The 14583-nt window shown below is 60.2% G+C and carries 12 protein-coding genes; 10 read left to right on the top strand and 2 right to left on the bottom strand.

Going from position 1 to position 14583, the window contains the following annotated elements:
* The 10 genes from ftsY to hutH form a co-directional block, all read left to right on the top strand.
* Positions 1 to 1211, top strand: a 1211-nt coding sequence (ftsY, locus tag AACS18_RS04485; RefSeq protein WP_258228849.1) for a signal recognition particle-docking protein FtsY, incomplete at its 5' end; no start/stop codon positions are given.
* A gap of 89 nt (positions 1212 to 1300) precedes the next feature.
* Positions 1301 to 1969, top strand: a complete 669-nt coding sequence (gene ftsE / locus AACS18_RS04480) for a cell division ATP-binding protein FtsE (RefSeq protein WP_005339995.1) — start codon at positions 1301 to 1303, stop codon at positions 1967 to 1969.
* Positions 1969 to 2922, top strand: coding sequence for a permease-like cell division protein FtsX (gene ftsX / locus AACS18_RS04475; protein ID WP_005339996.1), 954 nt, complete (start codon positions 1969 to 1971; stop codon positions 2920 to 2922). The genes ftsE and ftsX overlap by 1 nt, the downstream gene beginning before the upstream one ends.
* Positions 2923 to 3373: 451 nt before the next feature.
* Positions 3374 to 4228 carry an RNA polymerase sigma factor RpoH gene (gene rpoH / locus AACS18_RS04470; protein ID WP_005339997.1) on the top strand — a complete coding sequence of 285 codons (855 nt, stop codon included), beginning with the start codon at positions 3374 to 3376 and terminating at the stop codon, positions 4226 to 4228.
* 125 nt (positions 4229 to 4353) lie between these two features.
* A complete protein-coding gene (can, locus tag AACS18_RS04465; RefSeq protein WP_005339998.1) occupies positions 4354 to 5013 on the top strand; it encodes a carbonate dehydratase in 660 nt (219 codons plus the stop codon).
* Between the two features lie 11 nt (positions 5014 to 5024).
* A complete protein-coding gene (hutC, locus tag AACS18_RS04460) occupies positions 5025 to 5729 on the top strand; it encodes a histidine utilization repressor (protein WP_041202413.1) in 705 nt (234 codons plus the stop codon).
* 154 nt (positions 5730 to 5883) lie between these two features.
* Positions 5884 to 7119 (top strand): imidazolonepropionase, encoded by a 1236-nt coding sequence (gene hutI / locus AACS18_RS04455; RefSeq protein ID WP_108613798.1) that lies wholly within the window; start codon positions 5884 to 5886, stop codon positions 7117 to 7119.
* On the top strand, positions 7112 to 8056 hold the full coding sequence (gene hutG / locus AACS18_RS04450; protein WP_108613797.1) for a formimidoylglutamase: 945 nt from the start codon (positions 7112 to 7114) through the stop codon (positions 8054 to 8056). Before hutI ends, hutG begins: the two co-directional genes overlap by 8 nt.
* Positions 8057 to 8110: 54 nt before the next feature.
* Positions 8111 to 9820 carry a urocanate hydratase gene (hutU, locus tag AACS18_RS04445; protein WP_108613796.1) on the top strand — a complete coding sequence of 570 codons (1710 nt, stop codon included), beginning with the start codon at positions 8111 to 8113 and terminating at the stop codon, positions 9818 to 9820.
* Between the two features lie 4 nt (positions 9821 to 9824).
* Complete coding sequence (hutH, locus tag AACS18_RS04440; RefSeq protein ID WP_108613795.1) at positions 9825 to 11357, top strand: histidine ammonia-lyase; 1533 nt, start codon at positions 9825 to 9827, stop codon at positions 11355 to 11357.
* 129 nt (positions 11358 to 11486) lie between these two features.
* Here hutH and AACS18_RS04435 read toward each other — a convergent pair whose 3' ends face one another.
* Both AACS18_RS04435 and AACS18_RS04430 read right to left on the bottom strand, forming a co-directional pair.
* On the bottom strand, positions 11487 to 12584 hold the full coding sequence (locus AACS18_RS04435) for a calcium:proton antiporter (RefSeq protein ID WP_108613794.1): 1098 nt from the start codon (positions 12582 to 12584) through the stop codon (positions 11487 to 11489).
* Positions 12585 to 12893: 309 nt separating this feature from the next.
* A complete protein-coding gene (locus tag AACS18_RS04430; protein WP_108613793.1) occupies positions 12894 to 14429 on the bottom strand; it encodes an EAL domain-containing protein in 1536 nt (511 codons plus the stop codon).
* Positions 14430 to 14583: the final 154 nt, after the last annotated feature.

Below are 14583 nucleotides of genomic sequence, written 5' to 3'. Positions count from 1 at the left end.
CTGCGGAGGAGGCTCGCATTGCTGCCGAAGCCCGTGCTGCGGAAGAGGCTCGTATTGCTGCCGAAGCCCGTGCTGCGGAAGAGGCTTGCATTGCTGCCGAGGCTCGCGCTGCGGAGGAGGCTCGTATTGCCGCTGAAGCTCAGGCTGCTGAAGAAGCCCGTATCGCCAAAGAGGCCCAACGTGCGGAAGATCTGCGCCTGGTCGCCGCGATGGAGGCTGAGGCTGCCGCCCTGGCCGCTCTGCCGCTGGCCGCCAAGGTGGACGATGACACCCAGGACAAACCGCAGCGGGAGGGCTTCTTTGCTCGCCTCAAGCGCAGTCTGGTACGCACCAAGGAGAATATCGGCTCCGGTTTCTTCGGCCTGTTCCGTGGTAAGAAGATCGACGATGAGCTGTTTGAAGAGCTGGAAACCCAGCTGCTGACCGCCGATCTCGGTGTGGATACCACTACTCGTATCATCGAGGGGTTGGTGCAGCACGCGGACCGCAAGCAGCTCAAGGATGCCGAGGCGCTCTATGGCCTGCTCAAGCAGGACATGGGCGAGATGCTGGCCAAGGTCGAGCAGCCGCTGGTGATCGACACCAGCAAGAAGCCTTACGTGATCCTGATGGTCGGCGTAAACGGCGTCGGCAAGACCACTACCATCGGCAAGCTGGCCAAACAGTTCCAGGCTGAAGGCAAGAGCGTGATGCTGGCGGCGGGTGACACCTTCCGTGCCGCTGCGGTCGAACAGCTGCAGGTTTGGGGTCAGCGCAACAACATTCCGGTGATTGCCCAGCATACCGGTGCCGACTCCGCTTCCGTCATTTATGACGCCATCGAGGCTGCCCGCTCCCGCGGGGCTGATGTGCTGATCGCCGACACCGCCGGTCGCCTGCAGAACAAGAGCAACCTGATGGAAGAGCTCAAGAAGGTGGTGCGGGTGATGAAGAAGCTGGATGAAGAGGCGCCCCACGAGATCATGCTGACGCTGGACGCCGGCACCGGCCAGAATGCGCTGAGCCAGGCCAAGCTGTTCAGCGAGGCGGTTGGCCTGACCGGCATCACCCTCACCAAGCTGGATGGCACGGCCAAGGGCGGCGTCATCTTCGCGGTGGCCGACAAGTTCCAGATCCCGATCCGCTATATCGGGGTGGGCGAGGGGATCGACGATCTGCGTCCCTTCGTTGCCAACGACTTCATCGAGGCGCTCTTCAGCCGCGATGAATAAGTCCGGCCGCGATGAGTCAGCTCAGCCGTGATGATTAAGTGTTCCATACCCCGACTCCGGTCGGGGTTTGTCAATTTCAGGGAACCGTTATGATTCGTTTTGACAAGGTCAGCAAGGTATACAGCGGCGGCCATCAGGCGCTGCAAAAGGTCAGCTTTCACCTGCGCAAGGGAGAGATGGCCTTTCTGACCGGGCACTCGGGGGCGGGCAAGAGTACCCTCCTCAAACTGATCAGCGTGATGGAGCGTCCGACCGATGGTCGCGTCTTCTTTCATGGTGATGATGTCAGCCATATCCAGCGCAGCCAGATCCCCTATGTTCGCCGCCAGATCGGGATGATCTTTCAGGATCACCGCCTGCTGATGGACCGCACCGTGTTCGACAACGTGGCGCTGCCGCTGGTGATCGATGGCTACAGCCATGCGGACATCAACAAGCGGGTGGCGGCGGCGCTGGACAAGGTGGGGCTGCTCGGCAAGGAGCGTTACCAGCCGCGCATGCTCTCCGGTGGTGAGCAGCAGCGGGTCGGCATCGCTCGTGCCATCGTCAACAAGCCGCCGCTGCTGCTGGCGGATGAACCGACCGGCAACCTGGATCCCCAGCTCTCCATGGATATCATGCGGCTATTTCAGGAGTTCAACAATTTTGGGGTCTCGGTACTGATTGCCACCCATGATCTGGGGCTGATCGCGCGCATGCGCTATCGCACTCTGACCCTCAAGGCGGGTCGCATGTATTCGGCCGGGGAGGAGCTCTGATGGCTATCGTTCGTCATAAACAACCGCCGCTGCGCCGTCTGATGATGTACGGGGTTGATCATGTGCGGCAGGCATTTGCCAGTCTCGGGGAGTTGTGGCGCAATCCGCTCGCCTCACTGATGACGCTGGCGGTGCTCGGCGTCAGCTTGGCACTGCCCTCCTGTTTCCACGTGCTGCTGAAAAACGCCGAGGTGGTGGAGGGGAGCTGGCAGAGTAGTTCCCAGATCTCTCTTTACCTGCGCAAGGATCTGCCGGAGCAGAGCATTCTCGATCTGCAGCACAGGATCCTGCTCTATCCCGAGGTGGATTCGGTCACCTACCTGAGCCGTGACGATGCGTTGCGGGAGTTTCGCGAGATCTCCGGCTTCGGCGATGCCCTCGATTATCTGGACAGCAACCCGCTACCGCCGGTGCTGAGCGTCATTCCTGATCCGCGCTGGCAGAACCCGGAAGGGGCCGCCGAGCTGCTCAGCAAGCTCAACAACGAGGTGGGGGTCGAACAGGGCAAGCTGGATCTGCAGTGGCTGACCCGGCTGCAGGGGATCATGAACCTGCTGCGCCACACCATTACCGGTATCGCGGTGCTGCTGCTCTCCGCCGTATTGCTGATCGTCGGCAATACCCTGCGTCTCAACATCCTCAACCAGCGTTCCGAGATTGAAGTGCTCAAGCTGGTGGGGGCGACCGACTCCTTCATTCATCGCCCTTTCCTCTATACCGGTATCTGGTTCGGGGTGATCGGCGGCATGCTGGCCTGGTGGCTGACCGAAGTGATGGTGATCTGGAGTGAAGGGGTGGTGAAGGAGCTGGCGGGCTTGTATAACAGTAACTTCCGGCTGGTTGGCATGGGAGCGGTAGACGGGATCAATCTGATCTTGCTGGGCGCCCTGCTGGGGCTGATTGCCTCCTGGTTCTCGGTCCATCGCCACATTCGCGACATCGAACCATCCTGATTACTTTGTCATCAAAGTAAATCGCTGGATTTTGAGAGGCGGATCAAGTAAAAGAGGGGCCGTTTCTGGCTTGGCCCCCATAGTCAGAGTATTCTGAATAACAATGATCTTCCGGATCTTCGCTAGATCCAGTGAACCTTCTGATTTATAAGCAGTCTATTAAAGCTGAAGCATTTATACGGGTGTGGCCCCTCTGCCTTGCTCGTCAGACTTGGCAAGCATGTGAAGGTTGCGAGCTCCGCAACAATGGACTTAGCATGCTACTTTTCGGGGGTCCTTCATTGTGACCCCCTTTTTTTGACTGTTCATTCATGATTCATCCTGCAGGCTTAAGATAAGCCGGTCTAAAACTGGGCATGTTCTTTGATACACGCCGCAGAATGGCATCCGGTCAGTAGACAGACCCTCTCAGGGTGTTAGACTGATTCGATTGAAAAGTAAGAGGTAACAGATGGGAACTTCATTGCAGCGCACTATGGCTCTGATTCCGCAAGGTAGTCTGGAAGGCTATATCCAGGCAGTAAACTCTATTCCTGTGCTGAGCGCAGAGGAAGAGCGTGAACTGGCTGAGCGTTTGCAGCAGGATGGCGATCTTGAGGCTGCTCGTCAGCTGGTTATGTCGCACCTGCGCTTTGTCGTTCATGTCGCCAAGAGTTATGCCGGTTACGGTCTGCCTCAGGCCGATCTGGTTCAGGAAGGCAACATCGGCCTGATGAAGGCGGTCAAGCGCTTCGACCCGACGGTCGGTGTGCGTCTGGTCTCCTTTGCCGTGCACTGGATCAAGGCCGAAATCCACGAATATGTCCTGCGCAACTGGCGCATGGTCAAGGTGGCGACCACCAAGGCCCAGCGCAAGCTCTTCTTCAACCTGCGCAAATCCAAAAAGCGTCTGGGCTGGCTGAACCACGAAGAGGTTCAGGCCGTTGCGGCCGACCTCGGCGTTTCTGCCGCTGACGTGACCGAAATGGAAGCGCGGATGGCCAACTACGATCAGGCGTTCGATCTGGTGGGTGATGATGAAGAAGAAGGCGGTTTCGCTCCGGTTCACTATCTGGAGGACAAATCCTCTGATCTGGCCGCGACCATCGAGAACGACAACTGGGACGATCACGCGACCCGTCGTCTGAGCTCGGCCCTCGCCACCCTGGATGAGCGCAGCCAGCACATCATCCGCGCCCGCTGGCTCGATGATGACAGCAAGACCACTCTGCAGGAGCTGGCCGATACCTACGGCGTTTCTGCCGAGCGTGTGCGTCAGCTTGAGAAAAACGCACTCAAGAAGCTGAAAGATGCCATGGAAGCCTGATGCTTCCTCTCATAAAAACAGGGCCTGATGGCCCTGTTTTTGTTTCGCAGGGATCTGGTCGGCCTTGCTTTGGTTACCCTTGAGTGTGTTATGTTGCCGCCACTGCCACATTAGGGAGAGCAGAAGTGAAACTGTTGAACGACCTGTTTACCAACAACCGTGAGTGGGCCGAACGGATCAAAGCCGAAGATCCCGCTTTCTTTGCCACTCTTTCCGCCCAGCAGGCCCCCGAATACCTCTGGATTGGTTGTTCCGACAGCCGGGTCCCCGCCAACCAGCTGATGGGCTTGCTGCCGGGGGATGTCTTCGTCCACCGCAACGTCGCCAATCTGGTGGTGCATACCGATTTCAACTGCCTTTCCGTGCTGCAATACGCGGTAGAAGTCCTCAAGGTGAAGCACATCATCGTCTGCGGTCACTATGGTTGCGGTGGCGTCAAGGCGGCGATGCAGAACCAGGAGCTGGGTCTCATCGACAACTGGCTGCGCAACATCAAGGATGTCTACTTCAAATACGGTGAAGAGCTCGAGGCCATCGAGGATGAGCATGAGCGCTTCGACTACCTGTGCGAGCTGAACGTGGCCGAGCAGGTCGCCAACGTCTGCCACACCACCATCATCCAGAACGCCTGGCGCAAGGGGCAGGAGTTGGCCGTTCACGGCTGGATCTACGGGATCAAGGATGGCTTGCTGCATGATCTCGATCTCTGCATCAGCGGGCCGGATCAGATCCCCGATGTCTACCGCGCCTGGCCGGACATGCGTCCGCCCCACCGTCGGCGCTAGGGAGCTTCATGGTGGCGCCAGCCCTCTATCTGCAGATCAAACAGCATATTCTGGACGGGATCCGCGAACGCCACTATCAGGCGGGGGACAGGATCCCGACCGAAGCTGCCCTGTGCGAGCAGTTCACCGTGAGCCGGATGACGGTCAACCGGGCGTTGCGGGAACTGGTGGCGGAAGGGTGGCTGGTGCGTACCGCAGGTTCCGGCAGCTTCGTGGCGGACAGGCGTACCGAATCGCCGCTGCTGGCTATTCGCAATATTGCCGACGAGATCGCCGAGCGTGGCGGCGAGTACAGCGCCCGGGTGATCCGGCTGCAGCGGCTGGCCGCCGACGAGAAGGTGGCGGTACAACTGGGGCTGCGGGTTGGCGCCCCCATCTTTCACAGCCTGATCGTCCATCAGGCCGATGGGGAGCCGTTGCAATTGGAGGAACGCTTCGTCGATGCCGGGCGCTTGCCGGGCTATGGCGAGCAGGATTTTACCCAACAGACCCCCAACCGCTATCTGATGGATGTCTGCCCCCTCTCCGAGATGGAGCACGTGGTGGAAGCCGTGCTGCCGAGCGCCGGTGAGGCGGGATTGTTGCAGATCCGCGTAGATTCCCCCTGCCTGTTGTTGCATCGGCGTACCTGGTCGGAGGGGCATCTGGTCTCCTACGCCCGTTTGCTCTCCCCCGGTTCCCGCTACAAGCTCAGCTCCAAGACTCAGCTTGAGTAAATGTCTATACAACTTGATTTTGCAAAGCCCACCTCCTGGTGGGCTTTTTTGTGCTTAAACTCTAAGTTTGATGCTGTTATCAGGATGTAAACTTCGCTCTTTCTTTCGTCATAGAGATCGACTATAAGAGTATGTATATACATTTGAGGTCGCTATGAACAAGGAACTGTTGAACTGCGAGCGTGTCTGGCTCAACGTGACACCCGCCACCCTGAATGATGAGCTGGCCGACTACGGCCTGCTGCCGCTCCACGCCATCGGCGTGAAGGATGGCAAGATCCATGCGCTGGTGCCGATGGCCGAACTGAAGGGGCAGTATCCCGCTCACTGGCATGATATGCAGGGCAAGCTGGTCACCCCCGGCCTTATCGATTGCCACACCCATCTGGTCTTCGCCGGCAGCCGTGCCGAAGAGTTCGAGCTGCGTCAGCAGGGAGTGCCCTATGCCGAGATCGCCCGTCGGGGCGGTGGCATCATCAGCACGGTGCGTGCAACCCGCTCCGCCAGCGAGGATCAGCTCTTTGAGCTGGCGCAGCCGAGGGTAACATCCCTGATCCGCGAAGGGGTCACTACGGTGGAGATAAAATCCGGCTATGGCCTGACGCTGGATGACGAACTCAAGATGCTGCGGGTGGCCCGCCGACTGGGAGAGGCGTTGCCGATCCGGGTCAAGACCACTCTGCTGGCGGCCCATGCGGTGCCGCCGGAGTATCGCGACGATCCCGACAGCTGGGTCGAGACCATCTGTCAGGAGATCATCCCGGCCGCCGCCGAGGCGGGTCTGGCCGATGCGGTAGATGTCTTCTGCGAGCACATCGGCTTTTCGCTGGCCCAGACCGAGCAGGTCTATCTGGCGGCGGATCAATACGGCCTGCCGGTGAAGGGGCATATGGATCAGCTCTCCAACCTCGGTGGCAGCACCCTCGCCGCCAACTTCGGCGCCCTTTCGGTGGATCATCTGGAGTATCTGGATCCGCAGGGGATCCTGGCGCTGGCCCACCGTGGTGTAGTCGCCACCCTGCTGCCCACCGCCTTCTATTTTCTCAAAGAGACCAAGCTGCCGCCGGTTGCCGCCCTGCGCAAGGCGGGGGTGGCGATGGCGGTCTCCTCCGACATCAACCCAGGTACCGCCCCCATCGTCTCACTGCGGATGGCAATGAACATGGCATGCACCCTGTTTGGTCTGACGCCGGTGGAGGCCATGGTCGGGGTGACCCGTCACGCCGCCAAAGCGCTCGGCGAGCAGGATCGCCTTGGCCAGCTCAAGGCGGGCATGGCGGCCGATTTTCTGATCTGGCACTGCGCCCATCCGGCCGAGCTGAGCTACATGGTCGGCGTCGATCAGCTGGCAGGCCGCATCTTCAACGGTGAGGAGACCCTCCATGGATAAGTGCAACCCGGTCGATATGTCGCTCTGGCAGGGGCGGCAGGATCCGGAAGATGGCGAACTGGCCCTGCGCTGGCATGACAAGGTGCAGCCCTGGACCGCCGGAGCACAAGAGGCAGCAGGTGTAGTACTGCTTGGTTTTGCCTGCGATGAAGGGGTGCGCCGCAACAAGGGGCGTGTCGGCGCCGCCGGGGCGCCGCTGGTGGTCCGCAAGCTGCTGGCCAATACTGCCTGGCACCTGAACCGTCCCATCTACGATGGCGGGGATGTGAGCTGTACCGATGGGGATCTCGACGCCGCCCACGGCCATCTGGCCGAGCGGGTTGCCGCAGCACTCGATCTGGGCCACTTTCCGCTGGTGCTGGGGGGCGGTCACGAGGTGGCGTTCGGCAGCTGGAGTGGCCTCAACCGTCATCTGGGCGGCAGTGGCAAGGTCGGTATTATCAATTTCGACGCCCACTTTGACCTGCGGATGAAACAGGAGCTGGCAAGCTCCGGCACTCCCTTCTTCCAGATCGCCGAGCAGTGCGCCGCTCAGGGCACACCGTTTCACTACGCCTGCCTTGGGGTGGCCGAGACCGCCAATACCCAAGCCCTGTTTGCCCGTGCCAAGGCGCTGGGTGTGTGGCATGTGCTGGACGAGGCGATGACCCAGACCGGGCTGCCAGCCTTGCTAAGCTGGCTGGACGCCTTTATCGCCGATTGTGATCACCTCTATCTAACCATCGATCTCGATGTGCTGCCTGGCTCCGTGATGCCGGGAGTGAGCGCTCCAGCCGCCCGCGGCGTGGAGCTGGCGGTGATCGAACCGCTGATCGCCCATATCCGGGCCAGCGGCAAGCTCAGGCTCGCCGATCTGGCCGAGTACAACCCGACGCTGGATCAGGACAACCGCAGTGCCCGCGTGGCCGCGCGACTGGTTCATCTGTTGACCCGTTAACCCCTTTGGCCGCCCGTCGCCGAAGGCACCCTATTGATACAACAAGGAGTGTGTATGTCTGTGCAACAGCAGGATCCCCGTCATGATCCTAACCGCGTGATCCGTGCCCCGCGCGGCACCGAACTGACCGCCAAGAGCTGGCTCACCGAAGCGCCGCTGCGGATGCTGATGAACAACCTGGACCCCGAGGTGGCCGAGCATCCCCAGTCGCTGGTGGTCTATGGCGGCATCGGTCGCGCCGCCCGCAACTGGGCCTGCTTTGACAAGATCGTCGAGGTGCTGACCCGGCTGGAGGAGGATCAGACCCTGCTGGTGCAATCCGGCAAGCCGGTCGGGGTGTTCCAGACCCACAAGGATGCGCCGCGAGTGCTGATCGCCAACTCCAATCTGGTGCCGCACTGGGCCAACTGGGAGCACTTCAATGAGCTCGATAAGAAGGGCTTGATGATGTACGGCCAGATGACCGCGGGTTCGTGGATCTATATTGGCACCCAGGGGATCGTGCAGGGTACCTACGAGACCTTCTTCGCGGTGGCCAACCAGCACTTCAACGGTGAACCCAAAGGGCGCTGGATCCTGACCGGTGGCTTGGGCGGTATGGGCGGTGCCCAGCCGCTGGCCGCCACCATGGCAGGCTTCTCGATGATCGCGGTGGAGTGCGACGAGACCCGCATCGATTTTCGTCTGCGCACCCGTTATGTGGACAAGAAGGCTCACACTCTGGATGAGGCGCTGGCCATGATCGAAGAGGCCAAGCAGAGCGGCAGCGCCGTCTCCGTCGGCCTGCTCGGCAACGCCGCTGACGTGTTCGCCGAGCTGGTGGCCCGTGGCATCACCCCTGACGTGGTGACCGACCAGACCTCTGCCCACGACCCGATCCATGGCTACCTGCCACAGGGTTGGAGCGTGGCCCAGTGGCACGAGCTGCAAAAGAGTGCACCGAACGAGGTAAACGTGGCCGCTCGTCGCTCCATGGCCCGTCAGGTGGAGGCGATGCTGACCCTGCAAGAGCGTGGCGCGGCGACTCTGGATTACGGCAACAACATCCGTCAGATGGCGCTTGAGGAGGGGGTGAAAAATGCCTTCGACTTCCCCGGCTTCGTCCCCGCCTATATCCGCCCGCTGTTCTGCGAGGGGATAGGCCCGTTCCGCTGGGTGGCCCTCTCCGGCGATCCGGAAGATATCTACAAGACCGATCAGAAGGTGAAAGAGCTGATCCCCGATGATCCTCACCTGCACAACTGGCTCGACATGGCCCGCGAACGTATCGCGTTTCAGGGGCTGCCGGCGCGGATCTGCTGGGTCGGGGTCAAGGATCGGGTACGCCTTGGTCTGGCCTTCAACGAGATGGTGAAAAACGGCGAGCTGAAAGCCCCCATCGTCATTGGCCGCGACCATCTGGATTCCGGCTCGGTGGCGAGCCCGAACCGCGAGACCGAGTCGATGATGGATGGCTCCGATGCCGTCTCCGACTGGCCGCTGCTCAACGCCCTGCTCAACACCGCTGGTGGCGCGACCTGGGTCTCCCTGCACCACGGCGGCGGGGTCGGCATGGGCTTCTCCCAGCACTCCGGCGTGGTGATCGTTTGTGACGGCTCCGATGATGCCGCCAAGCGGGTCGGCCGCGTGCTGCGCAACGACCCGGCCACCGGGGTGATGCGCCATGCGGATGCGGGCTACGAGATTGCCATCAACTGCGCCCACGAGGCGAGACTGGATCTGCCGATGATTGACGGCGCCAACGGTGTCAAAGGAAAGGTGTAACACCATGTTTGAATTGACTATTACCCCGGGCGAGCTGGATCTTGCCACCCTGCGCCGCGTCAGCCGCGAGCCGGTACATGTTTCACTGGATCCGGCCGCCCTGCCGGGGATCCACGCCTCAGCTGCTGTGGTTACCAAGGTGATCGAGCAGAACCGGGTGGTGTATGGCATCAACACCGGCTTTGGCCTGTTGGCCAACACCCGCATTCCGGTGGAGCAGCTGGACGAGCTGCAGCGCTCCATCGTGCTTTCCCATGCCGCTGGCATCGGCGAATATATGGATGACGCCACCGTGCGGCTGATGATGGTGCTCAAGCTCAACTCGCTGGCGCGCGGCTTCTCCGGCATCCGGCTGGCGGTGCTTGAGGCCCTGATGACCCTCATCAACGCCGAAGTCTATCCGGTGGTACCGAAGAAGGGCTCCGTCGGTGCCTCCGGCGATCTGGCGCCGCTGGCCCATATGAGCTGCCTGCTGATCGGGGAGGGCAAGGCCCGCCACAAGGGCGAGCTGATCGACGCCGCTACTGCGCTGAAAATTGCCGGGCTCGAGCCTATCGCGCTGGCACCCAAAGAAGGATTGGCGCTGCTTAACGGCACTCAGGCGAGCACCGCCTTCGCGCTGGAAGGGCTGTTCCATGCCGAGGATCTCTACGCCGGTGCCATCACCATAGGTGCCATGAGCGTGGAGGCGGCCCTTGGCAGTCGCCGTCCGTTCGATGCCCGTATCCACGCGGTGCGCGGTCAGCGTGGCCAGATCGATGCGGCCGCCTGCTATCGCCACCTGCTGGTGGATGGCAGCGAGATTGGCATGTCCCATCACAACTGCGAGAAGGTACAGGATCCCTACTCATTGCGCTGCCAGCCGCAGGTGATGGGTGCCTGCCTGACCCAGATCCGCCAGGCGGCCGAGGTGCTGGTGTGCGAGGCCAACGCGGTTTCAGACAACCCGCTGGTGTTTGCCGAGGATGAGGACATTCTCTCTGGCGGCAACTTCCATGCAGAGCCGGTCGCCTTCGCCGCCGACAATCTGGCGCTGGCCATCGCCGAAATCGGCTCGCTCTCCGAGCGGCGGATGGCACTGCTGATTGACTCGCGGATGTCCGGTCTGCCGGCGTTTCTGGTCAACAACGGCGGGGTGAATTCGGGCTTTATGATCGCTCAGGTCACCTCGGCGGCGCTCGCCTCCGAGAACAAGACCCTGGCACACCCGGCCTCGGTGGATAGTCTGCCCACTTCCGCCAATCAGGAGGATCACGTCTCCATGGCGACCTTCGCCGGCCGTCGACTGGCGGACATGGCCGAGAACACCCGCGGCATTCTGGCGGTCGAACTGCTGGCGGCGGCACAGGGGCTCGATTTCCGCGCGCCGTTGCGTAGTACCGAGCTGATCGAGCAGGCCAAGGGGCGACTGCGGGCAGAGGTGAGCTTCTACGACAAGGACAGGTACTTCGCGCCGGATATCGAGGCGGCCGCCGCCCTGCTGGGTCGTGCCAGCTACAACGACCTGATCCCGACCGGGGTGCTGCCCAGTCTGTAAGCCTTGATCTCCCTTCTCCCCTGGCGGGAGAAGCGGTGGGGATGAGGGGGAAGCGGCTGCACTCGGAAGCCCATAACAAAAGACCGCCCATCGGGCGGTCTTTGCATGTCGGGTGTTGGCTGGATGTAGTTATTCGTGCTCGAACATCAGGAACAAATAGACCACAAACAACACCAGATGGGTCGCACCGTGCAGCACATTGGTGCGGCCGCTGCTGAAGGTCACCTTACAGACCATCAAGGTCGTGACCAGCAGTACCATATCGGCGGGGGAGAGGCCGAGGCGCACCTCCTGACCCAGCATGGAGCCGATAAAGAGTACGGCAGGCACGGTGAGGGCGATGGTGGCCAGCACCGAGCCGAAGTAGAGGTTCATTGCCCGTTGAAGCTGGTTGTTGAAGGCTGCCTTGATGGCGCCGACTGCTTCGGGGGCCAGCACGATGCAGGCCACGATAAAGCCGCCCAGTGCGGCGGGTGCTTCCATCACATGCACCCCGTAGTTGATGGGGATGGCCAGGGTCTTGGCCAGCAGGATCACCACCAGCAGGTAGGCGAGCAGCAGGATGGTGTGATAGACGTTGCTCTGCAGCGGGCCGTGGTGCTCCTCATAATCCTCGTGATCGCTGTCGACGAAGAAGTGGCTGTGGCTGCGGGTCTGGATCAGCAGAAAGACCCCGTAGAGCAGGATCGAGATGATGATCAGCATCCACGACATGGCGCGCGACATACTGCCGATTGCACCACCCTCCGTGAAGTTGGGCAGCACCAGACAGAGCAGGGCCAGCGGGATGATGGCCACCAGATAGGATTTCACTCCGTCCAGATTGAAGCTCTGGGTGTGGTAGCGCCAGCCGCCAAACAGCAGGGTGAAGCCCACCAGACCGGTACTCACCAGCATCACTACCGCAAACATGGTATCGCGGGCCATGGTGGGGTTGGGCTCGCCGGTCAGCATCACCGAGGAGATCATCACCACCTCCAGCGAGATGACCGAGAGGGTGAGGATCAGGGTGCCGAAGGGCTCGCCCAGCTTGATGGCGAGGGCATCGGAGTGGCGCACCACCGAGAAGATGGCCCAGGTGACGATGGCCAGTAGTGCCGCCGATACCGGAAGATAGATCCCGAGCGGAGTTGTCTCTGTCAGCAGGTCGCTGCCGAGCGTCTTGAAAAAGAACAGGGTCAGCAGGCCGACGGGCAGGGCAATCTCTTGCCGGATAACTGTCTTCATAGGCAATGGTTCTCTGTTGGGGGTCTGGACGACCGGGCGACATAAACAGGTTGCGCAGTTATCGATTGCACGATAACCGGCTCCTTATGATAAAGGCTGTTATCCCCGTCAGGGCAGATCATTTTGTTGCTGAATGTAAATAAGGGGGGAAGGAGGCGGTTCGATTTCACGACGGAACCGGTGTGTGGTCTGCAGGGGGGGCTTTACCCACCTGATGGCCGGGCTGGGCTATCAGCACAGCCAGCACCGGCTTGGGGATATCGATCAGCTTGCCAAGCTGTGTCGCGGTCAGATCCTGTAATGTCTGCGTCAGCTGGCCTTGCGGTATTGCTGTTGCCACTCCCGTTGCCAGAGAGACAGCATCTTCAGTGGCATGGGCTTGCCGAAGAAGTAGCCCTGGATCAGATAGACGCCGTGCTGGCTCAGATAGTCGACCTGGAGCTGACTCTCGACCCCTTCGGCGATCATCTCCATGCCTGATTCCCGACCAAAGACGATGATGGCGTCCAGTACGCTGCGCTTGAGGTCGTTGGTGCCTATGGTATCGACGAACATCTTGTCGATCTTGATCTGACGGATCCCCAGGCTCTGCAGGTAGGCAAAGCCACCGTAGCCGGTACCGAAATCATCCAGCTTGAAGTGATAACCCATCTGCTGCAGCAATGAGATCTCCTCGGTGGCCGCCTTGATGTCGAGGATCGGCTTGCGCTCGGTCAGCTCGAAGGTGAGTTGGGCGGGTGAGGGGTTGTGGTTGTGATGGAGCAGGTTGCGCAGCAAGGGGTGCTCGATATGGGCTGCCACCAGATTGACGCTGACCCACTGCTCCGGCGCCAGCAGTGGCAGGTCGCTGATCACTTGCTCCAGTAACTGCTCGGTCATCGGCAGGATCAGCCCCTGCTCCTCCGCATACTCGATAAAGGAGCCGGGCGGAATCAATTCATTGCCTCGTTGCCAGCGCAGCAGAGCCTCAAAGCCGACCACCTGTCGAGTTTGGCTGTTCACCACAGGCTGGTAAAAAGGCACAAATTCCCGCTTGGCCAACCCCGTTTGCAGCATCCCCTTGAGGGAGCGCCGGTAGCTGCGCAGCAGCCAGTAGACGCTGGCAAACAGTAGCCCCAGCACGGCGCCGACCCATTTCCCATACTGATGGGTCAGTTGGGCAGCATACTTTTCCAGCTCAGTGCCTGCCCACAGGGTTTGTACAATGCCTGTGAATGGTTGTGTAAAGGTCAGGCTGTGACTGCTGCTCTCGGATTTGATGGCACTATTGCCACGGGGGAACACAACGGCTTGTACGTCACGCTGATCCTGGCGAAATTCAATGTAAAAGCAGTAGGCACAGGGGGTCATTAACCAAGTATTACTCCAGTTATTGAGCACCCAATATACGGTGTTATTACCGACCCGGTAATAAGCCACCATCTCTTGTTCTGTATTGAATCTTGCTGCTGTGGCAACCAGTCCTGTTTGCTTTTCCTTTAGCTCGGAAAGCGGTTTATCAAGGTTTAGCGGGATATCCGGACCCAAGCTGGAGCAACCACCGCCAGAGCCTAGTTTGATGCCCTGAACCCGGATATGGCTGTTATAAAAGCGATAATTGCGAAGCAGCGCCATATCTTGAGGGCCGCAATCGAACGTAAATCCGGCGAGTTGAGCCGTGATGCTATCGGTCAGCTCTTTGCTGCGAGCGCTCATCGCGGCTTCAATTTCCCACTTCTTCTGTTCCAGCAAATAGCGTGAAAGCGGGGTGGCCAACAAGGGGGCCAATACCTGACTCAATACGATAGGCGCGCCAAGCAGCAATAGCGTCACCCAGAAAGAGGGCGTCTTGAATATTTTCAGCATAAACCACCATCGTGGTAATCGGATGCAAATGGGCTGAGCCATCATAGAGCATTAGTGCAATCAATTTGAGTCCGACTTGTCACACTTGTTGATTGATTTTTTAACTACATGATTTTAAATGTGTTTATTATTAACTTTGGCTAGATTCAATCGC

It is taken from the genome of Aeromonas sp. HMWF015, from assembly GCF_963878965.1.
GTDB classification, from domain to species: domain Bacteria; phylum Pseudomonadota; class Gammaproteobacteria; order Enterobacterales; family Aeromonadaceae; genus Aeromonas; species Aeromonas veronii.
This window is presented reverse-complemented; position numbering and strand designations above follow the sequence as displayed.